The 24,278-nt window shown below is 63.1% G+C and carries 26 protein-coding genes, 5 tRNA genes and 1 riboswitch; of the genes, 23 read left to right on the forward strand and 8 right to left on the reverse strand.

Annotation, left to right across the window (positions count from 1 at the left end; all coding sequences use genetic code 11):
• Nucleotides 1–34: 34 nt before the first annotated feature.
• A complete protein-coding gene (gene zapE / locus HMI60_RS01655) occupies nt 35–1,075 on the forward strand; it encodes a cell division protein ZapE (RefSeq protein ID WP_035733964.1) in 1,041 nt (346 codons plus the stop codon).
• A 1-nt stretch (nt 1,076) separates the two neighbouring features.
• Here the strand turns inward: zapE and HMI60_RS01660 are convergent, their stop codons facing one another.
• The 7 genes from HMI60_RS01660 to HMI60_RS01690 form a co-directional block, all read right to left on the reverse strand.
• Nucleotides 1,077–2,294 carry a benzoate/H(+) symporter BenE family transporter gene (locus tag HMI60_RS01660; RefSeq protein WP_193590426.1) on the reverse strand — a complete coding sequence of 406 codons (1,218 nt, stop codon included), beginning with the start codon at nt 2,292–2,294 and terminating at the stop codon, nt 1,077–1,079.
• Nucleotides 2,295–2,427: 133 nt separating this feature from the next.
• Nucleotides 2,428–2,661: an antitoxin gene (locus HMI60_RS01665; RefSeq protein ID WP_018778655.1), complete on the reverse strand. Its 234-nt coding sequence runs from the start codon at nt 2,659–2,661 to the stop codon at nt 2,428–2,430.
• A 94-nt stretch (nt 2,662–2,755) separates the two neighbouring features.
• The gene (locus HMI60_RS01670; protein WP_055977667.1) at nt 2,756–4,210 is read right to left on the reverse strand and encodes an amino acid permease; all 1,455 of its coding nucleotides are present in this window, start codon (nt 4,208–4,210) and stop codon (nt 2,756–2,758) included.
• A 175-nt stretch (nt 4,211–4,385) separates the two neighbouring features.
• A tRNA-Gly gene (locus HMI60_RS01675) sits at nt 4,386–4,461 on the reverse strand.
• 56 nt (nt 4,462–4,517) lie between these two features.
• Nucleotides 4,518–4,592 (reverse strand) — tRNA-Val (locus tag HMI60_RS01680).
• A gap of 38 nt (nt 4,593–4,630) precedes the next feature.
• Nucleotides 4,631–4,701: transfer RNA gene (locus HMI60_RS01685), tRNA-Cys, on the reverse strand.
• A 46-nt stretch (nt 4,702–4,747) separates the two neighbouring features.
• Nucleotides 4,748–4,820: transfer RNA gene (locus HMI60_RS01690), tRNA-Gly, on the reverse strand.
• Nucleotides 4,821–5,069: 249 nt separating this feature from the next.
• Between HMI60_RS01690 and HMI60_RS01695 the strand changes: the two genes are divergently transcribed.
• From HMI60_RS01695 to hisF, 15 genes are all read left to right on the forward strand, one after another.
• Nucleotides 5,070–5,144, forward strand: a tRNA-Val gene (locus HMI60_RS01695).
• A gap of 576 nt (nt 5,145–5,720) precedes the next feature.
• A complete protein-coding gene (locus tag HMI60_RS01700; protein WP_018778649.1) occupies nt 5,721–6,623 on the forward strand; it encodes a hypothetical protein in 903 nt (300 codons plus the stop codon).
• Between the two features lie 49 nt (nt 6,624–6,672).
• Nucleotides 6,673–7,245 carry a peptide deformylase gene (gene def, locus HMI60_RS01705; RefSeq protein ID WP_018778648.1) on the forward strand — a complete coding sequence of 191 codons (573 nt, stop codon included), beginning with the start codon at nt 6,673–6,675 and terminating at the stop codon, nt 7,243–7,245.
• On the forward strand, nt 7,242–8,162 hold the full coding sequence (gene fmt / locus HMI60_RS01710) for a methionyl-tRNA formyltransferase (RefSeq protein ID WP_079581333.1): 921 nt from the start codon (nt 7,242–7,244) through the stop codon (nt 8,160–8,162). The genes def and fmt overlap by 4 nt, the downstream gene beginning before the upstream one ends.
• Nucleotides 8,159–9,709: an RsmB/NOP family class I SAM-dependent RNA methyltransferase gene (locus tag HMI60_RS01715; RefSeq protein WP_018778646.1), complete on the forward strand. Its 1,551-nt coding sequence runs from the start codon at nt 8,159–8,161 to the stop codon at nt 9,707–9,709. Before fmt ends, HMI60_RS01715 begins: the two co-directional genes overlap by 4 nt.
• Before the next feature lie 81 nt (nt 9,710–9,790).
• Nucleotides 9,791–10,459, forward strand: a complete 669-nt coding sequence (gene rpe, locus HMI60_RS01720; protein WP_193590427.1) for a ribulose-phosphate 3-epimerase — start codon at nt 9,791–9,793, stop codon at nt 10,457–10,459.
• Between the two features lie 83 nt (nt 10,460–10,542).
• Nucleotides 10,543–10,699, forward strand: a riboswitch (FMN riboswitch).
• An 89-nt stretch (nt 10,700–10,788) separates the two neighbouring features.
• On the forward strand, nt 10,789–11,481 hold the full coding sequence (gene pnuC, locus HMI60_RS01725) for a nicotinamide riboside transporter PnuC (RefSeq protein ID WP_193590428.1): 693 nt from the start codon (nt 10,789–10,791) through the stop codon (nt 11,479–11,481).
• The gene (gene ribD, locus HMI60_RS01730; RefSeq protein WP_193590429.1) at nt 11,478–12,617 is read left to right on the forward strand and encodes a bifunctional diaminohydroxyphosphoribosylaminopyrimidine deaminase/5-amino-6-(5-phosphoribosylamino)uracil reductase RibD; all 1,140 of its coding nucleotides are present in this window, start codon (nt 11,478–11,480) and stop codon (nt 12,615–12,617) included. The genes pnuC and ribD overlap by 4 nt, the downstream gene beginning before the upstream one ends.
• Nucleotides 12,617–13,246, forward strand: coding sequence for a riboflavin synthase (locus HMI60_RS01735; RefSeq protein ID WP_039240817.1), 630 nt, complete (start codon nt 12,617–12,619; stop codon nt 13,244–13,246). The genes ribD and HMI60_RS01735 overlap by 1 nt, the downstream gene beginning before the upstream one ends.
• Entirely contained in the window at nt 13,243–13,938 is a 696-nt protein-coding gene (gene ribB, locus HMI60_RS01740; RefSeq protein ID WP_079581330.1) for a 3,4-dihydroxy-2-butanone-4-phosphate synthase, read from the forward strand. Before HMI60_RS01735 ends, ribB begins: the two co-directional genes overlap by 4 nt.
• On the forward strand, nt 13,935–14,642 hold the full coding sequence (gene ribA, locus HMI60_RS01745) for a GTP cyclohydrolase II (RefSeq protein WP_039240819.1): 708 nt from the start codon (nt 13,935–13,937) through the stop codon (nt 14,640–14,642). The genes ribB and ribA overlap by 4 nt, the downstream gene beginning before the upstream one ends.
• A gap of 18 nt (nt 14,643–14,660) precedes the next feature.
• On the forward strand, nt 14,661–15,146 hold the full coding sequence (gene ribH / locus HMI60_RS01750; RefSeq protein ID WP_018778639.1) for a 6,7-dimethyl-8-ribityllumazine synthase: 486 nt from the start codon (nt 14,661–14,663) through the stop codon (nt 15,144–15,146).
• Nucleotides 15,147–15,252: 106 nt separating this feature from the next.
• Nucleotides 15,253–15,516: a phosphoribosyl-ATP diphosphatase gene (locus HMI60_RS01755; RefSeq protein ID WP_018778638.1), complete on the forward strand. Its 264-nt coding sequence runs from the start codon at nt 15,253–15,255 to the stop codon at nt 15,514–15,516.
• A gap of 87 nt (nt 15,517–15,603) precedes the next feature.
• Entirely contained in the window at nt 15,604–16,464 is an 861-nt protein-coding gene (hisG, locus tag HMI60_RS01760) for an ATP phosphoribosyltransferase (protein ID WP_018778637.1), read from the forward strand.
• 44 nt (nt 16,465–16,508) lie between these two features.
• Nucleotides 16,509–17,285 carry an imidazole glycerol phosphate synthase subunit HisF gene (hisF, locus tag HMI60_RS01765; protein ID WP_193590430.1) on the forward strand — a complete coding sequence of 259 codons (777 nt, stop codon included), beginning with the start codon at nt 16,509–16,511 and terminating at the stop codon, nt 17,283–17,285.
• Nucleotides 17,286–17,359: 74 nt separating this feature from the next.
• Here the strand turns inward: hisF and HMI60_RS01770 are convergent, their stop codons facing one another.
• Nucleotides 17,360–18,004 (reverse strand): TIGR03085 family metal-binding protein, encoded by a 645-nt coding sequence (locus HMI60_RS01770; RefSeq protein WP_018778635.1) that lies wholly within the window; start codon nt 18,002–18,004, stop codon nt 17,360–17,362.
• 90 nt (nt 18,005–18,094) lie between these two features.
• Here HMI60_RS01770 and hisI point away from each other — a divergent pair, with 90 nt between their 5' ends.
• The 7 genes from hisI to trpA all read left to right on the forward strand — a co-directional run bounded on the left by hisI (nt 18,095) and on the right by trpA (nt 24,277).
• A complete protein-coding gene (gene hisI / locus HMI60_RS01775; RefSeq protein ID WP_064722915.1) occupies nt 18,095–18,511 on the forward strand; it encodes a phosphoribosyl-AMP cyclohydrolase in 417 nt (138 codons plus the stop codon).
• A gap of 59 nt (nt 18,512–18,570) precedes the next feature.
• Entirely contained in the window at nt 18,571–20,151 is a 1,581-nt protein-coding gene (locus tag HMI60_RS01780; RefSeq protein WP_193590431.1) for an anthranilate synthase component I, read from the forward strand.
• The gene (locus tag HMI60_RS01785) at nt 20,148–20,747 is read left to right on the forward strand and encodes a Trp biosynthesis-associated membrane protein (RefSeq protein ID WP_193590432.1); all 600 of its coding nucleotides are present in this window, start codon (nt 20,148–20,150) and stop codon (nt 20,745–20,747) included. The genes HMI60_RS01780 and HMI60_RS01785 overlap by 4 nt, the downstream gene beginning before the upstream one ends.
• 133 nt (nt 20,748–20,880) lie before the next feature.
• Nucleotides 20,881–21,153: an HGxxPAAW family protein gene (locus HMI60_RS01790; protein ID WP_018778631.1), complete on the forward strand. Its 273-nt coding sequence runs from the start codon at nt 20,881–20,883 to the stop codon at nt 21,151–21,153.
• 2 nt (nt 21,154–21,155) lie between these two features.
• Entirely contained in the window at nt 21,156–21,974 is an 819-nt protein-coding gene (gene trpC / locus HMI60_RS01795) for an indole-3-glycerol phosphate synthase TrpC (RefSeq protein ID WP_193590433.1), read from the forward strand.
• 114 nt (nt 21,975–22,088) lie between these two features.
• A complete protein-coding gene (gene trpB, locus HMI60_RS01800) occupies nt 22,089–23,465 on the forward strand; it encodes a tryptophan synthase subunit beta (protein WP_039240824.1) in 1,377 nt (458 codons plus the stop codon).
• A complete protein-coding gene (gene trpA / locus HMI60_RS01805) occupies nt 23,465–24,277 on the forward strand; it encodes a tryptophan synthase subunit alpha (RefSeq protein ID WP_018778628.1) in 813 nt (270 codons plus the stop codon). Before trpB ends, trpA begins: the two co-directional genes overlap by 1 nt.
• Nucleotide 24,278: the final 1 nt, after the last annotated feature.

Raw genomic sequence — 24,278 nt, forward strand, 5'->3', positions numbered from 1 at the left:
TGCTGGGGACCCAATGCCGAAGGAACGGACCACCGTGGTAAAGATCGAACAACTGGCTGCCCGCACGCCGGCAGTTTCCGTGGAGGAACTCCTCAAGGGTTTCTACCCGTCTCCCCGGTTCGGAGAGGTGTCGTTCGACAGTTACAGGCCCGATCCTTCCCAGCCAAGCCAGGCCAACGCCGTGAAACTCCTGTCGGCATTTGCCGATGGCGTAGGCAACGGCAATGACGCTGGACTCTTCAAGAAGCTCTTCGCCAAGAAGGCACCGGCCACGAGGGCCGGGATCTACCTCGATGGCGGATTCGGCGTCGGTAAGACCCACCTCCTGGCGTCCCTTTGGCACAGGTCTCCAGGCCCCAAGGCGTTTGGAACGTTCGTGGAATACACCAACCTGGTGGGGGCGTTGTCGTTCCGCAAGACCGTGGAAGCACTGAGCAACTACAAACTGGTGTGCATCGACGAATTCGAACTCGATGATCCCGGAGACACGGTGCTGATGTCCCGCCTCATGCGGGAACTCGCCGACGCCGGTGTGAAGCTTGCTGCCACGTCGAACACCCTGCCTGGTTCACTGGGCGAAGGCCGCTTCGCCGCCGTCGACTTCCAGCGGGAAATCCAGGTACTCGCGGACCAATTCGACGTCGTCAGGATCGACGGCGAGGACTTCCGCCACCGTGGCCTTCCCGCCGCGCCGGCACCGCTCAAGACCGAAGAACTCAAGCACCGGATGCGGACTGAGTTCGACGGGAAGACCGTGGCGGTGGATGATTTCCGCACCTTGGTCAACCATCTGGCTGCGGTGCACCCCAGCCGGTACCGTCAACTTATTTCCGGCGTGGAGGCCGTGGTGTGGAGCGACGTCGAAACCATTACGGAACAGGCCGTCGCGCTCCGTTTCGTGGTGCTGGCCGACCGGCTCTATGACAAAGATGTGCCCATTCTGGCCAGTGGCGTTCCCTTCGACCAGCTCTTCACCGAAGAGATGATGACGGGCGGATACATGAAGAAGTACTTCCGCGCCGTTTCGCGCCTGACCGCCCTGGCCCGCGAAGCACAAAATCACGAACCTGCCTGAATCAGACCGCTTTTCGGGGTCCGCGGTCCTTCAACACCCAGCGGATAACGATTCCGCCTGCCAAGGCCCAGAACGCTGCGCCGACACCGGCGAAAGCAATTCCTGAAGCTGCCAGCAGGAAAGTGATGCAGGCCGGTATCCTCTCCTCAGCCACTGCCAGCGCAGACGAGATCGAGGCTGCCAAAGTACCCAGCAACGCGAGGCCCGCGACGGCCTCAAGGAGTCCCGGGGGCGCTGCCGCGACAACCGTAACGAGCGCTGCCGACGCCGCCGCGAGGACCAGATACGCCAAACCGGAGACGAAGGCGGCGATCCAGCGCCGGCCGTGATCCTTGCCTGCTTCCTCCCCGGCGGCAAGCGCGGCGCTCAGCGCTGCCAGGTTGATCGCATGGCCGCCGAACGGTGCGCCGGCAATGGTTCCGGCTCCGGTCACCAGCATGGACGGCCGCCACGGGGTGGTGTATCCAAAGGACTTCAAGACAGCTACGCCGGGAATGTTTTGCGACGCCATGGTGACCACGAACAACGGCAGCGCCAAGCCGATGGCAGCCTCCACGGAGAACACCGGCGTTGTCCATTCCAGCCGCGGGAGGAGGCTCTCAGCCGGGATCTGTACGCCCGAGGACATGATGTGGATCCCAATCACCGCCAGTGCCACCAGCAGCGATGCAGGAACGGACCAGCGCGGCGCGAATTTCATCAGCACAATCCAGCACAACAGCACCGGGGCGATCAACGCCGGTGCCGTACCCAGCGACTTGAAGGGTGCAAGGCACAAGGGGAGAAGGACACCTGCGAGCATGGCCTGGGCCAAGGCCGTGGGAATCTTTGCCATCAACCTCCCGAGCAACGGAACCAACCCCGTGAGGACGATCAGCACCCCGACCAACAGGAAGGCACCCACGGCCGCCGGCCACCCGCCGTCGACCGTTCCTGCGGTCGCAAGGAGCGCCGCACCGGGAGTTGACCACGCGAGGGTCACCGGCATCCTGCTCTGCCAGGACAGCCAGAGGATGCCCAGGCCAAAAGTCAGGGTCAGGGCCAGCAATCCGCTGGAGGCTTGTCCTTGATCCGCGCCTACTGCCCTGAGTCCAGCAAGGACGACAGCGAATGATGAAGTGAACCCGACCAAGGCTGTCACGATGCCTGCAGTGATCGGCGGTCCCAAAGCGTCCCGGGTGGCACGGCTGTTGGTGGTTGTCGGGGAGGCTGAAGGCATAAGCTCCAAAATACCTGACCTGTTGGCGGCCGTTGCAAACGCCAACAGCACCGGTTAAACGCCAAGGGCACCGGTGGCGCCTCTCGGCGGGACCGGTGCCCCCTTGACGTATCTGGTACGGCGGCTCAGGCAGCTACGGCTGCTTCGGCTCATCCGTGACGGGAGCCTGCTCAGGCTGACCGTCGTTCTTGGCCACGAAGTCGGAAGCGGCGTTCTGGACCTTGTCGACGTGACCGGCGTACTTGCCGCCCGTCTTTTCGTCCACAAAATCCCCGGCCTTTTCGATGCCATTCTTGATGGCTTCTTCGTTGCCTTGAATGAGACCCTGAGCCTTGCCCTTCAGGTCGTCAATTAAACCCACGGGCACCTCCCTTCCATCGCGGAGCCAGTTCGCTCCTCCGCGTCCGACCCTAACACCAGTTCCCTGAGGTGCCAAGGGCTCAAACGCGGCCTGTGGATAACTAGGCCAACGGTTCGTTGGCGACCTTGTGCCGCGGGCTGTCCGGGTTCATCAGGGAATGCTTGCGTCCGTAGGCGAAATAGATCACCAGGCCGATGATGAGCCAGACGCCGAACCGTACCCAGGTTTCCCAGTGGAGCTGGAACATCAGGAACGCCGATGCCAGCACGCCGAAGGCGGGGACAAGGGGCATGAGCGGCAGGCGGAAGGTACGCGCTGCGTTCGGCTTGGTGTACCGGAAGACGATCACCGAAACACAGACCACGACGAAGGCTGCCAGGATGCCGATGTTGGTCAGGTCCGCAACTTCCTTGATTGGGAAGACACCAGCCAGGAAGGCCGAGGCGATGCCTGCGATCCACGTGACACGCTGCGGGGTGCCGTGGCGGTCAGTCTTGGCAAACCAGCCGGGCAGCAGCCCGTCGCGGCTCATGGAGAACCACACGCGGGTGACACCCAGGAGGAACGTCAGCATCACGGTCAGGATGGACAGCACCGCGAACACCGAAATGATGGTGGCAATGACCGGGAGGCCGACGCCGGTGAACGCCGAGGCGAAGCCGGCTGTGGGGTTGATGTCCTTGTAGTTCTGCATTCCTGTAAGGACGAGGGTTGCGGCAACATAGAGCAGCATGGCGATGATCAGCGACAGGATGATGGCCTTGGGCATGTGCTTCTTGCCGTCCTTGGCTTCCTCCGCTGCAGTACTCATGGCGTCGTAACCAAAGACCGCGAAGAAGACGGTCGCGGCACCAGCCACAACGGGGCCGAAACCGCTGGGCATGAACGGGTTGTAGTTCTCGGTGTTCACGTAGAAGATGCCAAGCCCGATGATGAACAGGATCAGGATGACCTTGATGGCCACGGCCACCAGTTCGAATCGGCCGAACGCCTTGGTTCCACGGCTCAGGATCCAGGTCACCAGAAGGCAGACGAGGATGGCGGGAAGATTGATGATGCCGCCCTTGCCTTCATCGGCGGTGGACGTCATCCAGGTTGGCATGTGGATGCCAATGCCCGAGAGGAAGGCGTCGAAGTAGCCGGAAATGCCGATGGCTACCACCGCCACGATGGCGATGTATTCAAGCAGCAAGTCCCAGCCGATGAACCAGCCGATGATCTCGCCCAGCGCAACGTAGCCGTACGTGTAGGCCGATCCGGCACGGGGGATCATGCCGGCAAATTCGGCATAGGACAAGGCAGCCGCCCCGGAGGCGAGTCCGGCGATCAGGAAGGAAAACAGAACGGCCGGGCCCACGCCCGGGTTGCTCTCGCTGCCGTGGGCAACCAGGCCCGCCAGGGAGAAAATTCCGACGCCGATAATTCCGCCGACGCCGATGGCCGTCAGCTGCCAAAGGCCAAGACTCTTAAAGAGCCCGCTGTGCTTGCTTTCTTCCTCGATATCGTCGATGGGCTTGCGCCTCAGGACGGACTGTGAAGCCGTCTTTACATTCATGGGGGGTACTCCTGCCGGTAGGCGTGGAACGGTGATGAGCTCGCAGTACATTATGCGAGCGGAATCACATTAGATAAAGCGACTTCTTCCGAGGGGTATCGGTTACTTCTCATGATGAATGGGGTCGCAGGTAAATGAGGGCATAAAAAAAGCAGCTCCTGGGAGCTGCTTTTCGTGGAGCGGACGACGAGATTCGAACTCGCGACATCCACCTTGGCAAGGTGGTGCTCTACCAGCTGAGCTACGTCCGCACATGTTGCCTGCCAGACTGGATCTGGCTTTCAACAACAAACAAGTTGCCTTGTTCTGGTGGGCGATACTGGGATCGAACCAGTGACCTCTTCCGTGTCAGGGAAGCGCGCTACCGCTGCGCCAATCGCCCATGCATCCAGCAAAAGCCGGAAGACATGGTTTTCACCGAGGTGGGTACGGGATTCGAACCCGTGTATACGGCTTTGCAGGCCGCTGCCTCGCCTCTCGGCCAACCCACCGTGTAAGCAGGATTCCGGGGAATACTTGCCTTGACAGTGCCTTGCGAGCGGACGACGAGATTCGAACTCGCGACATCCACCTTGGCAAGGTGGTGCTCTACCAGCTGAGCTACGTCCGCAGTGCGGTTCCGACGGGCAACCCTGTAGGCATTCCGTCGCTTTCCGACGAGTAAAAACTCTATAGGAGGTTCCTGCATTCTCCAAATCGGTAGCTTGGATCCGGGTGCGGCGGGCCTTGGTTCCTTGTACTGACGCGGATTCGGGCGAGTTTCACTGCTGTAATTCCACAGCTGTAGTTCACCGGCCTTCGGTAGCCTTCCGCTCGTTTTGCAATCCGGCCCGGGTCCGTTAGTGTTTTCTATGCACCCGGGCGATTGGCGCAGTGGTAGCGCGCTTCGTTCACACCGAAGAGGTCACTGGTTCGAACCCAGTATCGCCCACCAAAAGAAGGCCCCCGGAGATCCGGGGGCCTTTTGGGTTTCTGGGCCTTTCCACAAATTCCTGGTAGCTGCGCGGGACTCGTGACCGGGTTTCCTGGTCTGGGATGTATGGCGATTGCCGCAGAGGCGGTATGCGTGCCGGAAGACCCTGTCACGGTGCCGATCGAACAGTACGCCGAATGCTGCACCGTCACCAGTCAGACTCCGCGTCCATAATCCGGCATCGTGAGATTCCAAGCTCCCCATAACCTGTAGTGTCCGCAGGATCACAAAGGGTTTCACGATTGCGCAAAAAAGTTTTGAACTGGTGAATCAGGCGTCGCCTCCAGCGGGCACATGCTTGGCACAAGGATCTCATCGACAGCATCATGAATTGCCTTGCTTCAGCACATACTTAGCATGCAGGAACCTGAGGATGCTGAACAGCTTCGCACCGCGGAGCAACCCCGCCCGCCGTTTGAGGAGCTGGCCCGGAGCGCGCCCGTCCTTGCCGGCAAGCTTGCCCGGCTCTCTCCGGAGCAGCTCCTAAGGATCTTCCCGCCGGAGAATTCTGTCGGTCCTCTATGACAAAGTCTTTATATGACTGCTCCACTGCTTGCCCACGCTACTGACTACGGCCGGATGTATGCCCGCTCCACCACAGAGCAATTCTCCGTGCCATCCATCACGACGGTGATCGGCCAACAGGCCCATGCACTGGACGGTTGGTTCAGCTACATGGGGGCAAGCAGCCTGGCGGCGGATCCTGAGCTCCCGGCGATCCTCGGAAGTCCGGCAAAAGTGCGGCAAGCAGTCAATAAGGCATCCAAGGCAGCCGAGGTGTACCGGGACGCGGCTGCGGCGCGTGGTGATCGCGTCCATACATACTGCGAGCAGGTAGCTTTGCGGGCCCTGGGACGCCCGCACCGCATGCAGGAATGCAGGGACGAACTTGCAGCCAACGGTGAGCAGGCGTTTGCGGCCCGCTTCGATGAATGGTGGGAGTTGTACCGGGTGGAGCCGCTGGCGCCCGAGATTACGGTGTGGAACAAGACAGTGGGCTATGCGGGGACGCTAGACCTGGTGGCCAAAATCAATGGACGTATTTGTCTCATTGACTACAAAACCAAGGGCACCACCCGTGACGGAACGGTTAAATCCCTTGACGACAAAGTGGTCATGCAGCTTACGGCCGGGATGAAAGCCGAAGAAAGCCTGGTGGACCCCGTTTCGGGTGAGTGGGAACCCTGGAGGTACGGGGACAATCCCATGTTGCTGGCTGTTGCCATCGGAGAAACCGAGGTGAGGCCCATGCGGGCAAACCCGGAGATTCTCAAGCACCACTGGTGGAAGTTCTGTGCCCTTCGGCGGGTATGGGAGATGTCGGCGGATGTCACTGCTGCCGGACAAGCCCTGCTGCCGGTTGCGCCACCGGTGTTTACTGCGGCCGGTGCCGCGCCGGCCAACAGCGGCGGTGCCATGACCTCAACTAAACTGGCTTAGGCTCCGCAACGCGAGGGCCGGGTTCGACGATCGTGAGGACAGGCAAAGCATGGCAATTTTGAGTATCCGAATCATCGGGGATCCGGTGCTGCGCACCGTGGCCGACCCCGTCACCGACTTCGGTCCGGAGCTCGCCAAGCTGGTAGCTGACATGACAGAAACCATGGAGGACGTTGAGGGCGCAGGCCTGGCCGCTCCGCAGGTCGGCGTCAGCCAGCGCGTCTTCACTTACCGCATTGGCGGAGTGGAGGGCCACATCATCAATCCGGTCCTGGAAAACAGCGAAGACTTCCAGCCTGACGAGGTAGAGGGTTGCCTTTCGATTCCCGGCCTTGGATTCCCCGTGCGCCGCTACAGGGCCACCCGGGCAACTGGCGTGGACCTGAACGGCAACCCGGTGTCGGTGGAGGCCGAAGGCATGCTGGCACGCTGTTTCCAGCACGAGACCGATCACCTTGACGGCGTGCTGTACACAGACAGGCTGGAAGGGGAGGACCGCAAGGCTGCCCTTCGCGCCATCAGAAACGCCAACTACCACGCCATAACCGAAAAGACGACGTCGAAGCGTGCTAACAGTGTGGGTTCAAGCTTCGGTGGGGGCAGTTTCGGGGTTCCCGAGTGAGGGTACTCTTCGCGGGGACGCCGGCCGTAGCTGTACCGTCGCTGGACGCTTTGGTTAAGGCCGGTTTCGACGTCGTTGCCGTCCTGACCCGCCCGGACGCTCCACTGGGCCGCAAACGCGTCATGACTCCCTCTCCAGTAGCGGCCCGCGCCGGGGAATTGGGCATCGAGGTCATTCGCGCGGCCAAGGTTGACGCCGATACCACGGCCCGAATCGCGGGTTATGCGCCTGATGTGGCCGCCATCGTTGCCTACGGCGGGATTGTTCCGCGCGCTGCCCTGGGCGTCCCCACGCATGGCTGGGTCAATCTGCACTTCTCATTGTTGCCGGCCTGGCGCGGTGCTGCTCCTGTTCAGCGTTCCATCATTGCCGGAGACGACGTCACTGGCGCCGCAACGTTCCAGCTCGAAGAGGGCCTCGATACCGGGCCCGTGTTTGGAACCCTCACGGAAACTGTCCGGCCGGAAGATACTGCCGGCGATCTCCTTGAGCGGTTGTCCATCAGCGGAGCCGTGCTGCTGAGCCAGACGCTCTCCGCCATCGACGCCGGACAGGCTGCTCCGCAACCGCAGTCAGGAGAGGTGTCATTGGCTCCCAAGCTGACATTGGATGACGGGCGCCTGGACTGGCGGCAGCCGGCGCTGGCACTGAACCGCCGTTCCAGGGGAGTGACCCCGGAACCGGGAGCATGGACAACATTGGAAGGCCAGCGGGTCAAACTGGAACCTGTGACGTTGAGGCCCGGGATCGACGATCTCGCGCCCGGAACCATCCGGGTGGATGGCAAATCCGTACTCGTGGGCACCGGTTCCCACGCCGTGGAGCTTGGCCGGATTCAACCGGCCGGTAAGAAAATGATGTCGCCGGCCGATTGGGCCCGCGGCTTGGCAGCACCTGAGAGAGTGGTATTCGAATGAGTGAGTCCGGCCGTCGAGGCCCCAACAACAGCGGGAGCCGGGACGGCGGCGGGCAGGGCAACCGCGGGGCCAGGGGCGGTAGCCAACGCAACGCCCAAGGCAGGGAGCGGAACAGGGGACCCCAGCGCGGATTCACCAACAATGCGCCGTCGCAGCGTACCCGCCGGGCCGACCCTGCGCGCTTGGTCGCATTCGAGGTACTCCGGGCTGTCGCCTCGGAGGACGCCTACGCCAACCTGGTCCTCCCCGCGAGAATCCGGGAGCACCGCCTGGACCGTCGAGATGCCGGGTTCGCCACCGAGCTGAGCTACGGGGCACTGCGTGGCCAGGGTACTTACGACGCCATTCTGGCCCGTTGTGTTGACCGGCCCCTGGAGCAGCTGGACCCCGCGATCCTGGATGCCCTGCGGATCGGTGCGCACCAGCTACTGTCGATGCGGGTTCCTGCCCATGCCGCGTTGGACCAAACAGTAGGTTTGGCCCGTGCAGTCATTGGCGCCGGTCCATCGGCCCTGATCAACGCGGTACTCCGCAAGGTCACCGCCCACAGCATGGACGAGTGGTTGGATATCCTGCTGGACCAGGAAACCGACGAGACCAAGATCGCTGCCCTCCGCCATGCACACCCTGAGTGGATCGTCCGCGCGCTGCGGCAGTCACTGGTGAACCACGGCAGGCCCAAGGCTGAGATCGACGACCTCCTGGAAGCCGACAACGCGGCGCCGGTGGTCAACCTGGTGGCTCTACCGGGTCTGGGTGACCTGGATGAGGCCTTTGACAACGGAGCCACTCCCGGTGAACTCGTAGAAGGCTCGGCGCTCTCCGCAGGCGGGGACCTTGGTCGTTTCGAATCAGTACGGCGGGGCACCACCCGTGTCCAGGACGTGGGATCCCAGCTTGTTGCACGTGCGTTGGCCGGCGTGGAACTCGGGGAGCGTGCCGCCCATGGCGAGAAATGGCTGGATCTTTGCGCAGGTCCCGGTGGCAAGGCGGCGCTGCTGGCCGCCCTTGCCTATCGCGACGGAGCTACCCTCCTGGCAAACGAACCGGCACCCCACCGGGCCAAGCTTGTCCAACAGGCGCTCTCCGCTGTGCCCACGGAATCCTGGAGTGTGCGCACGGGCGACGGGCGCGAAGTCGGCGCCGAGCAGCCAGAAGCTTTTGATCGTGTCCTGGTGGATGTTCCGTGCAGCGGCCTTGGCGCCCTGCGCAGGAGGCCGGAGTCACGTTGGCGTCGCTCGCCCAAGGACATCGGCGATCTCGGTCCGCTGCAGCGGGATCTCCTGAAATCGGCGATCGACGCCGTCAAGCCCGGCGGCGTCGTGGCCTACGTGACGTGTTCTCCCCACCCTGCTGAGACCACCGCAGTGGTTGGCGACGTACTCTACAAGCGGGACGACCTCGAATTGCTCGACTCCGGGCAGGCACTCGACCATGTCAGCCTGACCGGAAATCTGGGTGCGGGACATGAGCTCACTGCCCAGCTGTGGCCGCACATCCACCAGACGGATGCCATGTTCATGGCCATTATCCGAAAGAAGCCGTAGCCGCTACATCCCCTGGCTGCGGCGGAACCATTCCTTTCGCTGCAGCCGTACCATGACCCATACCGACCCGAAGGGGCTGCCTTGTCTCAGTGCTGTATCAACCCGAGCATCTTGTCCGCGGACTTCGTCAACCTGGAGGCGGAGTTGCAGAGGATCAGCAACGCCGACGCCGTCCACGTCGACGTCATGGACAACCACTTCGTGCCCAACCTGACGCTCGGATTGCCGGTGGTACAGCGGATTCAGGCCGTAAGCCCCGTTCCGCTGGACGCGCATCTGATGATTTCCGACGTCGACCGCTGGGCGCCTGCCTACGCAGACGCCGGCGTCGCGTCCGTGACGTTCCACGCCGAGGCCGCCATGGCCCCGGTGAAACTGGCCCGTGAACTGCGGGAACGGGGATCCAAAGCAGGCATGGCCTTACGGCCTGCGACACCGGTAGAGCCCTACCTGGACATGCTCAGTGAGTTGGACATGCTGTTGATCATGACGGTGGAGCCCGGCTTCGGCGGGCAATCGTTCCTTGACATCACCCTGCCCAAGATCCGCCGCGCCCGTGCTGCCATCGAGGGTTCGGGCATTGCTGTAGCGATCCAGGTGGACGGCGGCATTACGGAGGAGACCATCGTCCGGGCTGCTGAGGCCGGCGCCAACGTCTTTGTTGCGGGTTCGGCTGTCTATAGTCACGAGGACCCGGCTGCGGCGATCGATCGGCTGCGTGCAGCAGGCCGGGCCGCGACGGCGGCCTAGGCCTTTACGCCGTCACCGGATATTACGAAGATGGCCGGGAATAGCCTGGTCATCGCTCTGGTTATGGCACAATAACAACACACATACGTGCTCCGGGGTCGGTGTAAGTCCGAACCGGCGGTTATAGTCCGCGACCCGCGAGCCACCGATGTCCTGAGCAATCCGGATAGAGGTGGCGGACGGTTGAACCGGTGGAATTCCGGTACCGACAGTTAAAGTCTGGATGGGAGAAGCACGTACAGTCATGCCGTGGGCGTTCCTTCAGTGACGCCCGGCATTGCGCTGTCGTACACCCCCGGAGTCATCGCGGCTTACTGGGAAGGAACGACATGGATTTTCTGCGATGGCTCTTCGAAGCACAGATCCCCGTTGGAGGATCTGCTCTTGTCTTACGCGAAGTGCTTGGAAACATCTTTGGGTTACTCAGCGCCCTCGGCGGAATGCGCCGGAAAGTCTGGGCTTGGCCGGTAGGAATCATCGGCAACATCCTTTTGCTCACCGTGTTCCTCGGCAACGTATTCGGTGCTGCTGCGCCCGCAACCCTCTGGGGACAGGCCGGCCGGCAGGTGATGTTCATCGCCGTTGCACTTTATGGCTGGTACCGGTGGCGTCAAGGCCGGCAGTCGAGCACCCAGGGCCGGGCCGTGGTCCCCGGCTGGGCCGGTAACAAGGTGCGCCTGGTTCTGATCGGCGCGATGGTAGCCGGTACTGCGGCCCTGACGCCCCTGTTTGACGCCCTCGGCTCCTACCCGCCTGTGTGGGCAGATGCCTGGACCTTCATGGGCTCCCTCCTGGCCACTTACGGCATGGCCCGGGGATGGACTGAATTCTGGTTGATCTGGGTTGCCGTGGACATCGTGGGCGTGCCTCTGCTGTTCAGTGCCGGCTATTACGCCAGTGCTGTGATGTACCTGTTCTACGGGTTCTTTACCCTGACCGGATTCTTCGTGTGGTGGCGGGCCGAAAAGCGTGAGCGTGGCGCTGTTCAACCAATTCCGGCGCCGGCAGGAGCCGTGCGATGAGCGCGCAGGCCGTTGAGTTTTCGGCTACTGAAAAGGCCGCCATGGACGCAGCTCTCACCGCCGCCCTGGCTGGCCCGCGAGGAGCGAATCCGCTGGTTGGTGCAGTGATCCTCGGCGCGGAAGGCGAGCAACTTGCCACCGGCTACCATCGCGGTGCCGGAACGGACCATGCGGAGGCCGACGCCATCTCCGAAGCCCGGCGCCAGGGAATCGACACCAAGGGCACCACCATGGTGGTCACCCTGGAGCCTTGCAACCATGTAGGCCGGACAGGTCCCTGTGCCCAGGCGATCATTGCAGCCGGCATCGCAAAGGTGATCTACGCCGTCGACGATCCGCACGACCCCGCCGCCGGCGGTGCCAAGACGCTGCGCGCGGCAGGAATTGATGTCACGTCCGGGCTCGGCTACGACGAATCCCTGGACTTGAACCGGGAATGGTTCGACGCCGTTGCCGCCAAACGCCCGTTCGTCACCTTGCATATTGCACAGACCCTGGACAGCCGGATCGCTGCGGTTGACGGCACCAGCCAGTGGATCTCCAGCGCAGAGTCGCTGGCAGACAACCACGCCTTGCGGCGCCTGATCGACGCGATCCTCGTAGGGACCGGAACCGTGCTCATCGACAACCCCCGGCTGACGGCGCGCACTCCTGACGGTGAACTTTCCCAACGCCAGCCCGTTCGGGCAGTCATGGGCCTGCGGGATGTCCCGGAGGGGGCAGCGGTACGGGGAACCGACGGCCGCTTCAGGCATCTGCCAACCCGGGATCCAGCAGAGGCCCTGGGCATGCTCTTCGAAGAGGGTGTCCGGCATGTGATGGTCGAAGGGGGTTCGAGCATTCTGAGTACCTTCCTTGCGGCGGAGTTGGTGGACGAGTTGATTGTCTACCTGGCGCCGACCCTGCTGGGGTCCGGCACTCCGGCGCTGAACGACTTGGGTATCGGCACGCTCGCCGAAGCCCAGCACTGGGCGTGGGACGAGGCATCAGGGGGTCCGGTACGGACCCTCGGCAACGACCTGCGGCTCCATCTCCGTCCGGCCGGACGTGCTGCCAACACCACTAAGAATTCGATTCCGCAGAAGAATATGGTTTCACGCAGTGACGCCGCGGAATATGTCACAGGAGGACACTGATGTTTACCGGAATCGTTGCAGAACAAGGCACTGTCCTGGGTATCGAGCATGACGGCGATGCCAGCGCAACGCTGCGCTTGAAGGCCCCCACCACTACCGGGGACCTGCCGTTGGGCGGCTCCATTGCCGTCAACGGTGTCTGCCTCACGGCCACCCGCATTGATGGACAGGACTTCAGCGTCGATGTCATGGGCGAGACCCTGACGCGCACCACCATCGGGGAATTGGCTGCGGGCGACACCGTGAACCTGGAACGGTGTGTTCCTGCCGGCGGACGGCTGGATGGCCACGTCGTGCAAGGCCATGTTGACGGCGTGGGGGAGCTGCTCGAGCGCGAAGCGCTGGGTAACTGGGACCGCTTGCGGTTCGGCGTCCCCGCCCCGCTGGCACGCTACATCGCCGAAAAAGGTTCCATCGCCGTCGACGGGGTATCGCTCACGGTGACCGCCGTCAGCGCGGCTTCCGAAAAGGACGCGTGGTTCGAAGTCGGCCTCATCCCCACCACGCTGGAGGAGACGGGCCTGGGAGCGAAACCGGTTGGCGGGCACGTCAACCTGGAAGTGGATGTCCTGGCAAAATACACCGAACGGCTTCTGTCGTTCGCTCCGCGGCAGGAGGGCACCCGATGAGCGCCCCCACGACCCCGCAACCGGCGACGTCGCAGCGTCCGGGCCTGGACTCCGTGGAATCCGCCATCGCAGCCATGGCGGCCGGGCGGGCCGTCATTGTGGTGGACAACGAGGACAGGGAAAACGAAGGCGACATCATTTTTGCCGCTGAACATGCCACCCCGGCCCTGATGGGTTGGACCATCCGATATTCCTCCGGCGTCATCTGTGTTCCGTTGGAAGGCCAGCGGGCCGACGCGCTGATTCTGCCCCCGATGGTCGAAATCAACGAAGATGCTAAGGGTACTGCCTATACTGTTTCCTGTGACGCTGCGGTAGGAGTCAGCACGGGTATTTCTGCCACGGACCGGGCCCTGACGGCCCGGATCCTGGCGGACCCGAGCAGCACTCCGGCGTCACTCACCCGCCCCGGGCATATTTTTCCGCTTCGGGCCGTTAAGGGGGGAGTGCGAGAACGTCCGGGACACACGGAAGCTGCCGTGGACTTGTGTCGCCTGGCCGGGCTCGCCCCGGTGGGTGTAATCGCAGAGTTGGTACATGACGACGGTGAAATGATGCGCTTGGACAGCCTGCGCGGGTTCGCCGCTGAACATGGATGCCCCCTCATCTCCATCGAGGATCTGGTGTCGTATGTTGAGGCGACGGAGTCCCGGGCGGCGCAGATTTCACGGGTAGACGAGGAGAAGCGATGACCGCATCGACAACACGCAGCAGTGAGCACACGGAGCCCGGTCCGCACCCCGTAAGCGGGGGACCGATCGTCCAGTTGCCGACGGCCTTTGGTGAATTTGTGGCGCAGGCGTGGACGGATCATGTCACGGGGGTCGAACATCTCGCGGTCAGCTCGCCCAATCCGCCCAAGGGCGGCCAGGCACCCTTGGTCAGGCTGCACTCTGAATGCCTGACCGGAGATGTGTTCGGTTCCTACCGCTGCGATTGCGGTGAACAGCTTGCCTTCGCCCTGGAGCTCATCCACAGGGAAGGCGGCACGCTGCTCTACCTGCGTGGACAGGAAGGGCGCGGCATCGGACTCGCCAACAAGATCAAGGCCTACGCCCTGCAGGAAGCCGGTTTTGACACTGTCGAGGCCAACGAGCAACTGGGCCTGCCGGTCGATGCCCGTTCCTACAGCGCAGCGGGTCAGATCCTTGCCGAAATGGGTCTCAACGAAGTCCGGCTGTTGAGCAACAACCCGGACAAACAGCACCGTCTGGACAAAGCCGGGGTGACTGTCGTGGAGATGGTGCCTACGGAGGTGCCGTCCCGGGAGCAGAACCTTCGGTACCTGCAAACCAAGAAGGACCGTATGGACCACCGGCTGACGCTCGACGTCGAGCCGGTCAGCAACGGCAAGAAGACAGCTTCACCCCAAACCTCAAACAGCAACCAAGACTGAACGGATCCCCAGCACACCATGAGCGGACACGGCGCGCCCACAATCGACCTCACTACCCTCAACCCTGAAGAAACCTCGCAGCTCAAGCTCGCCATCGTGGCCGCGAGCTGGCACACCCAGATCATGGACGGCCTGGTGGATGGTGCCCTGCGTGCCGCGAAGGAAGCAGGCATCGCCGAACCCACCCTGGTGCGGGTTCCGGGCAGTTTTGAATTGCCGGTTGCAGCCGCCCGGCTGGCACCGCACTTTGACGCCGTCGTGGCCCTGGGCGTTGTTATCCGTGGCGGAACCCCGCACTTTGACTACGTTTGCCAGGCCGCGACGTCGGGACTCACCGATGTCAGCGTCCGCACCGGCGTGCCGGTCGGCTTCGGCGTACTCACCTGCGATACGGAACAACAGGGCCTTGACCGGGCCGGCCTCCCGGGTTCCCAGGAGGATAAGGGCCACGAGGCGGTCACCGCTGCCCTGGCCACCGCTGTGACGCTCAAGCAATACAGCTGATTCCAGCGCGAACGGAGGGGATGTGAGTGTGTGTTCACTCACATCCCCTTCGTCATGCAACGCCCCAACAAGCGGCGCCGGGCCCGGAGCAAGTAGTCTGGAGGGCGTGAAGAATTTCGAGACGCTGTTCGCAGAACTGAGTGAGAAAGCAGCGACCCGTCCGGCAGGCTCGCGCACGGTAGCCGAGCTGGACTCCGGAATCCACGGCATCGGCAAGAAGGTGGTCGAAGAGGCCGCCGAAGTCTGGATGGCCGCGGAGTACGAATCGGACGAGGCCGCTGCTGAGGAAATCTCCCAGCTGCTGTACCACCTGCAGGTCCTCATGCTCGCCAAGGGCCTCAGCCTGGAAGACGTTTACAAGCATCTCTAGCCACGCCCCTCCGCACGCTTTGCAAGCGGAGTCAGCCGCGTGGCCGATGTGCCTGAAACCTCCATTCCAAAAAGAAAGTCTCTCCCAATGCTCCGTGTAGCAGTCCCCAACAAGGGATCCCTGTCCGAAGCCGCCTCGGCAATGCTCTCCGAGGCCGGCTACCGCCAGCGCCGCGACTCCCGCGAACTGGTGATGGTTGATCCTGACAACGACATTGAGTTCTTCTTCCTCCGTCCCCGTGACATCGCCGTCTATGTAGGCCAGGGAACCCTGGACGTCGGCATCACCGGCAGGGACCTCCTGCTTGACGCGAAGGTGGAAGCCGAAGAGTTGCTGCCCTTGGGCTTCGCGCCTTCGACTTTCCGTTTCGCCGGCCCTGTTGGTGACTTCACCGGCGTCGAGCAGCTTGAAGGCAAGCGGCTGGCCACAAGCTATGACGGCCTCCTGCGTGACTACCTCGCTGAACGCGGCGTCAACGCCACAGTGGTCCGTCTCGATGGGGCCGTGGAATCATCCGTCCGCTTGGGCGTGGCCGACGCCATTGCCGATGTCGTGGAAACCGGCAATACCCTCAAGGCCGCCGGCATGGAGATCTTCGGCGACCCCATCCTGAAGTCCGAAGCCGTCCTGATCCGTCGTACGGGCTCCGCTGGCGCAGCCAACGGGACCGCGAAGGAAATCGACATCCTCATCCGCCGCCTTCAAGGCGTTCTGGTTGCGCGCCAGTACGTGCTCATGGACTACGACATCCGCAAGGACCTCGTGGAAGACGCCGCGGCGCTGACTCCCGGACTTGAATCGCCCACGGTCTCGCCGCTTCGCGATTCCGAGTGGGTAGCCGTGCGGTCCATGGTCCCCAAGAAGGAAACCAACCGCATCATGGATGAGCTTTACGACCTCGGCGCGCGCGCCATCCTGGTCAGCAGCATCCACGCCTGCCGGATCTGACCCACACTGACCGACTAGAGCCCAGCAGAACTGAGGAGCAGCACATGGCTGTAGCCGTACGCGTCATTCCATGCCTGGACGTGGACGCCGGCCGCGTCGTCAAGGGTGTCAACTTTGAAGGCCTTCGCGACGCCGGAGACCCTGTGGAACTCGCCCACCGGTACGACAACGGCGGGGCAGACGAACTGACGTTCCTGGACGTCACGGCGTCGTCAGGGAACCGCGAAACAACGTTCGACGTCGTTCGCCGCACCGCAGAGGAAGTGTTTATTCCCCTCACCGTGGGTGGTGGCGTCCGCGGGGTGGCCGAGGTGGACAAGCTCCTGCGCTTTGGTGCGGACAAGGCGTCCATCAACACAGCCGCCGTCGCCAGGCCCGATGTCATCGATGAAATTACCCGCCACTTCGGCTCCCAGGTCCTGGTGCTCTCCGTCGACGCGCGCCGGACCCGGGAAGGCGACGCCCCGACGTCGTCCGGGTTTGAAGTCACCACGCACGGCGGCCGGACCGGTACCGGAATCGATGCCATTGCCTGGGCGAAGGAAGCCGCGGACAGGGGAGTGGGGGAGATCCTGCTCAACTCCATTGACGCCGACGGCACCAAGGACGGCTTCGACCTTGAGCTGATCCGTTTGGTTCGGGCAGCCGTGAATATCCCGATTATCGCCTCGGGCGGTGCCGGTGCCCCGGAGCACTTCCCGCCCGCTGTACAGGCTGGGGCTGACGCTGTGCTGGCCGCCTCGGTGTTCCACTTCGGTCCGAATGACATGATCGCTCAGGTCAAGGCCGCGATCCGCGAGGCCGGCTTCGAAGTCCGCTAGGCAACGCAAACGCGGGGTCGCTGATGGCCATCATCCCTTGCGGGATGGGCCATCAGCGACCCCGCGTTGCTTGGTTACAGGCCGATGTCCGCTGACTGCAAGAGCGCGACGGCGTCCGGCTGGCCTTCGAAGGTGACCAGGGCCTGGTTGGTGCGGCCGTGGGCGTGCATGAGAAGCTCGCCCGGCTCGCCAACGATGGCGACGGACACGGGTGCGCGCTTGGCCACATGCCGCGGCCCCGTGGGCCTGACAAGGACGATGCCAAGGTCCACGCCGCGGTACAGGAACGCTGCACGCTTGATGAGGTCATTCCAGAGTGCATCCGAATAGGCTTCGTCCAGTGCCCTCGGCGCCCACCTGTCGCCGGCGCGGCGGATATCCTCGGTGTGCACGAAGTACTCGATGAGGTTGGAGGTCTCGTCCAGCGCCTTGATCTTCAAAGGAGAGAAAGCGGGAGGCCCGGAGCGGAACGTCTTGACGAGGTCCGCGTACGCGTCCGTGGTCTTCAGCTGGGAGGCCAGCTTGGAGGTGGCTTTTTCCGATGCCTTGCCAAGACTGGGAATCAACAGGCCAAGACCGACAGCGATTTTCCGCTCCCGCAAGTACAAATGCGCGGCAAGGTCACGGGTCCGCCAGCCTTCGCAGAGCGTGGGGGAGTCAGGCCCGGCCGCCAGCAGGGTTTCGGCCAGTACTTCTCGGGAGGGATCGACGAAATGCATCACTTGTGAAACTAGCACGATCGGAGCGCTCTTGCGCAGTGGAACCGCCGCAGAACCGCCAGTCCCGTCAAAGGCACTAGACTTGATCTGATGTCAGAGCAGTCCGCCCCCAGCCCCTCTCCCGCCGTGGAGCTTTCCAGCGACCCCGCGGGTCCGTTGCCGCAGGAGATCGCGGACGCTCTCAAGCGCGATTCCGCCGGCCTGGTTGCTGCTATTGTGCAGCAGCACGACACCAACGAGGTCCTCATGCTCGGATGGATGGATGACGAGGCACTGCACCGCACCATGACCACCGGGCGCGTCACGTTCTACTCCCGCTCCCGCCAGGAATACTGGCGTAAGGGCGACACTTCCGGACACGTACAGTTCGTGAAGTCCGTCGCCCTTGATTGCGACGGCGATGCCCTCCTGATCCGCGTGGACCAGATCGGCGCAGCCTGCCACACCGGAACCCGGACCTGCTTCGACGGTCGCGACTTTACAGTCGTTACGGGCTACCGCGACTAAGGCACCCAGCACTTACCACTGACGCACCACCTCATACCAAAAGGCGGAGAACAATAGCCATGCAGGACCTTGGAATCATCAGCCCGGGCCTGGAAGAGTTCCGGGAACTCGCCGTCCACAGCCGTGTCATCCCCGTGCGGCTTAAAGTCCTGGCCGATGCAGAAACCCCCATTGGCCTTTACCGGAAGCTCGCCAAGGGACAGCCCGGCTCCTTCCTCCTGGAATCAGCAGCAGTAGGCGGGGCCTGGTCGCGTTATTCGTTCATCGGTTCAAAGTCCCGCGCAACCTTGACCACCAAGGACGGCCAGGCACACTGGATCGGTGAGCCGCCCGTCGGCGTGCCAGTTTCCGGGAACCCGGTGGAGGCCGTCCGCGACACGATTGCCGCACTGCAGACCGATCGTTTCGAGGGCCTTCCGCCCTTCACCTCCGGCCTGGTCGGCTTCCTTGGCTGGGAATCCGTGCGCCACTGGGAACGCCTGACCTCTCCGCCCGAGGACGACCTGCAGTTGCCGGAGATGGCGCTGAACCTGGTCACCGACATGGCGGTTCATGACAACGTCGACGGCACTGTCCTGCTCATTGCCAATGCCATCAACTTCGACGGCAGCAGCGAACGCGTCGATGATGCCTGGCACGATGCCGTGGCCCGAGTGCAAGCGCTCCTGGACCAGATCAGCACGCCCGTTCCCCAGCCTGTTTCCGTTTTGGACACGGCAGCCCTGGACTTTGCCTCAAGCGTGCAGGAACGCTGGGAGGAAGCGAAGTACCTGGAAGCCATCGACCGTGGCAAGGAAGCGATTGTTGACGGCGAAGTGTTCCAGGTGGTGATTTCGCGCCGCTTCGAGATGGAATGCGCCGTAGATCCCCTGGATGTCTACCGCGTTCTGCGCAACACCAACCCGAGCCCCTACATGTACCTCTTCAGCCTCGAAGATGCAGACGGCCGCGAGTACTCGATTGTCGGGTCCTCGCCGGAAGCGTTGGTGACGGTGACCGGTGAGGAAGTCATCACGCACCCCATCGCCGGTTCACGTCCCCGCGGGAAGACCGTAGAGGCCGACAAAGCCTTGGCTACAGAGTTGCTCGCGGACCAGAAGGAACGCGCGGAACACCTGATGCTGGTGGACTTGTCCCGTAACGACCTTTCCAAAGTGTGCGTGGCCGGGACAGTCGATGTCACCCAGTTCATGGAAGTGGAGCGCTTCAGCCACATCATGCACCTCGTTTCCACTGTGGTGGGGCAGCTTGCTCCTCACGCCAAGGCATACGACGTCCTCAGGGCAACCTTCCCGGCAGGTACGTTGTCCGGCGCCCCGAAGCCCCGTGCGCTGCGGCTCCTCGATGAACTCGAACCGCACCGCCGCGGCATCTACGGTGGCGTGGTGGGCTACCTGGACTTCGCCGGTGACATGGACATGGCCATTGCCATCCGTTCGGCACTGCTCCGTGAGGGCCGCGCCTATGTGCAGGCCGGCGGTGGAATCGTGGCCGATTCGCACAAGCCTTCGGAAGCGCTTGAAACGGTAAACAAGGCAGCTGCGCCGCTTCGCGCCGTGCACACCGCAGGCTCGTTGCAGAACATTGCGGTGGACGCCGGCCGGGCCGAAGTTCCCGACGACGGGACGCCTGCCTCGTGAGCGCCGCCGCATCCGCACTTCCCGCCAGGACTTCACCCCGCTGGGCCCGTAAATCCACACTCGTGCTCACCGCGGTCGTGCTGGCCCTCGCTGTCTTCGGAACCACCACCCAGACCTGGATTGAAGTGCAGCTTGACCCCTCCGGTGTATCCAGCAGCAACCTCCAGGTTCCCGGAAACAAGGCTGCTACCGCAGTCACGGCTCTGGCCCTGGTGGCCCTGGCCGGTGGCCTGGCGGCATCCATTGCAGGCAAGGTGGCACGCTGGATCATTGCGGTCATCATTGCTTTGTCCGCGGTAGGGATCATCCTGGCGGCCACTACCGTGCTGACTGATCCGCTCGGCGCAGCGCAGGGTGCCATTGCAGCTGCGACGGGCCTTGCGGGTGGACAGGCGAGTGTCGCTGCGACGGCCTTCCCCGTAGTAGCCATAGTTGCCGGCGCGCTGCTGGCAGTGGTTGCGGTGGGCTTGCCGGTGGCCGGGCGTTACTGGAAGACCCGCACCAAGTACGACACCAATGCCGTCAGGAATGACGGCGAACCGGTGGATGAGATCGACAGCTGGGACAGCCTGTCGCGCGGCGAGGACCCTACGTAGGCAGCCGGGAGCGGGTTTCGCGCAGCTTCATTGCGACTTTGCCGCCACCGTTGCCCCGGACGTCGGTCCATGTCCCCGGCTGACGTCAATAAATGGCAGAATGTAAGCAGTATTCATCCTGAGGAGATTTCACATGAGCAAAACCACAGTGTCCGCAAACCAAACTGAATCCACCATGGCCAGCCACGCTGACGCCATCGGTCACGGAAACAGCCCGGCTGCCTGGACCTGCGTGATTGTCATGCTGGTTGGTGCCTTGATTTCCTCCATCGCTTTCGTCATCGCCAGCACCCCGATCTTCGTCGGCGGCCTGGTTGTCATGGTTATCGGCCTGATTGTTGGCCTGGTTATGCGCAAGGCGGGCTACGGAGTGGGCGGCAGCAAGCTGCAGAACAACGGCCACTAATCGTGACCGTTCTTGATGACATCATCGTTGGCGTCAAGGAGGACATGGAGGCCCGCCGGGCTCAGGTGTCCCTTGAGGAGCTAAAGGACCGCGTGGCCGGTGCTGCACCTGCACGGGATGCTTGGGCAGCCCTGGGCGGACCCGCATCCGACCGCAACGACCTCAAAGTCATCGCAGAGATCAAGCGCCGCAGTCCGTCGAAGGGCGACCTCGCTTCCATCGCAGACCCCGCGTCGCTCGCAGTGCAGTACGCGGACGGCGGCGCCTCCGTCATCAGCGTGCTGACCGAACAGCGCCGCTTCGGCGGCTCGCTGGCCGACCTCGATGCCGTGCGTGCCGCCGTCGAAACGCCGTTGCTCCGCAAGGACTTCACAGTTGACGAGTACCAGATCTGGGAAGCCCGTGCCCACGGTGCCGACCTCATCCTGCTCATCGTCGCAGCGCTGACCGACGCCGAACTCGTCCGGTTTAGTGCCTTGAGCCATGAACTGGGCATGAGCGTGCTCGTGGAGACCCATACCGAAGAAGAGATCGAGCGGGCGGTTGCGGCCGGCGCCAGGATCATCGGCATCAACGTGCGCAATTTGAAGACGCTCGACGTCGACCGCTCGGTTTTCGGTTCGCTGGCCGGTTTGATTCCGGCCGGGGCAGTCGTGGTCGCGGAGTCTGGCGTCAGGGGTGCCGACGACGTCGCGCATTACGCAGCCAATGGCGCCAATGCCATCCTGGTGGGCGAAGCGCTGGTCAGCGATTCAACCCCGCGTGAACGAATTACCGAATTCAAGGCAGCAGGAGCTGCCGCCATCGCCGTCAGGAACTGAGGCAGTTACTGAATTACGGCGAGCAGTCATGAGGCAGCCCGGGCACCAGCCCGTGGCTGCCTTGTGGCACGTGGAACTACCCAAAGAACTAACTGGAACAGGACGGTGAGACTGATGGTCGACGCGCCAACAGCCGGCTCAGAAGAGAATGCGGCAGACGCATTCCTGCAAGGTGGCCCTTCGCTGCGCAACGCATCGGGACCCTACTTCGGCAGCTACGGCGGACGCTGGATGCCGGAGTCTCTCATTGCCGCCTTGGATGAAGTCCAGGACACCTTCGAAAAAGCCAAGGCCGATCCCGATTTCATCGCCGAGCTGAAGGACCTCAACAAGAACTACTCGGGCAGGCCTTCGCTGTTGACCGAGGCCAAGCGCTTCTCGGCGCATGCCGGTGGCGCCCGCATCTTCCTCAAGCGTGAGGACCTCAACCACACTGGTTCCCACAAGATCAACAACGTCCTGGGCCAGGCGCTCCTGGCGAAGCGGATGGGCAAGACCCGCGTCATTGCCGAAACCGGAGCCGGACAGCACGGCGTCGCAAGTGCCACGGCTGCAGCGCTGCTGGGACTTGAGTGCGTGGTCTACATGGGTGCCGAAGACTGCCGCCGCCAGGCACTCAACGTCGCCCGCATGCAGCTTCTTGGTGCCACAGTCGTGCCCGTGACCAACGGTTCGCAGACACTCAAGGACGCCATCAACGACGCCCTACGCGATTGGGTCTCCAACGTCGAGGACACGCACTACCTCCTGGGTACTGCCGCCGGAGCGCACCCGTTCCCGGCCATGGTCCGCTACTTCCACGAGGTCATCGGCGAAGAGGCGCGCAGCCAGATCCTGGAGCAGACGGGCAAGCTTCCTGATGCCATCTGTGCGTGCATCGGTGGCGGTTCCAACGCCATCGGCTTGTTCCACGCATTCCTCGATGATGCTTCCGTGAAGATCTACGGCTTTGAAGCCGGTGGCGAGGGTGTGGAAACCGGCCGTCACGCTGCGGCCATCTCCCTTGGCCGGCCGGGTGTGCTGCACGGCGCCCGTTCCTACCTCATGCAGGACGAAGACGGCCAGACCATCGAGTCGCACTCAATCTCTGCAGGTCTTGACTACCCCAGCGTTGGCCCCGAGCACTCATACCTCGCCGACATCGGCCGCGTCACCTACGAGGCCGTCACGGACACCGAAGCCATGGACGCCTTCAGCCTGCTCTGCCGGACAGAGGGCATCATCCCCGCCATCGAGTCCTCGCATGCCCTGGCCGGTGCCATCAAGATCGGCCACCGCCTCACGGAAGGCAAGGAAGATCCCTCGGAAGTCACTATCATCGTGAACTTGTCCGGGCGAGGCGACAAGGACGTGGAAACCGCCGCCGCATGGTTCAACATGTTGGATGACGAGGGGCACGTCAAGGGGACCACCCTGTCCACCCGTAAGCCCAAGGGCCCTTCAGAGCGAGCCTCTGAAGCATCCGCGGATGACAACGAGGACCAGAACTGATGAACGAATCAACAGCCAGCAAGTCCGCTGCGGCCATTGACAAGGCCAGGGCCGAGGGTCGCGCCGCTTTGGTGGGTTACCTGCCCGCCGGCTACCCCACGGTCAAGGAAAGCATCGAGGCCGGCATCGCGCTTGCCCGGAACGGCGCCGATCTCATTGAGATCGGAATCCCGTACTCCGATCCCGTGATGGACGGTCCTGTCATCCAGGCGGCCACTACCGAAGCGATTTCGAACGGTTTCCGCGTAGCCGACGTCTTCGAAGTCGTTGCAGGGATTACCGCAGTTACGGATGCCGCCGTCCTGGTGATGACGTACTGGAACCCGGTCATGCGCATGGGCGTGGACGAGTTCTCGCGCCGTCTGGCAGAAGCCGGGGGAGCAGGTCTCATTACTCCCGACCTCGTCCCCGATGAGGCTGCAGAATGGTTCGAGGCCTCGGACAGGTACGGCTTGGACAGGGTGTTCCTCGTGGCCCCGTCGTCCACTCCTGAACGTCTGGACATGACGGTCAAGGCCAGCCGCGGTTTTGTCTACGCTGTTTCGATCATGGGTGTCACCGGAGCCCGCACCTCCGTCAGCAGCGCTGCCGAAGAGGTGGTGGCCCGTGCCCACGCAGCCGGTGCGGATCGGGTATGTGTAGGCCTGGGTGTCTCCAGTCCCGACCATGTCCGTGAAATTGCTGCCTATGCCGACGGTGTCATCGTAGGCACCGCCCTGGTGGCAGCCCTCCGCGATGGCGGGGTGGACGCCGTCGGGCAACTCACCAAGAACCTCAGCGCCGGCTTGGGCCGCGCAGCTGCAGAAGCCTAGA

It is taken from the genome of Paenarthrobacter sp. YJN-D (assembly GCF_015040335.1).
Taxonomy (GTDB): Bacteria; Actinomycetota; Actinomycetes; order Actinomycetales; family Micrococcaceae; genus Arthrobacter; species Arthrobacter nicotinovorans.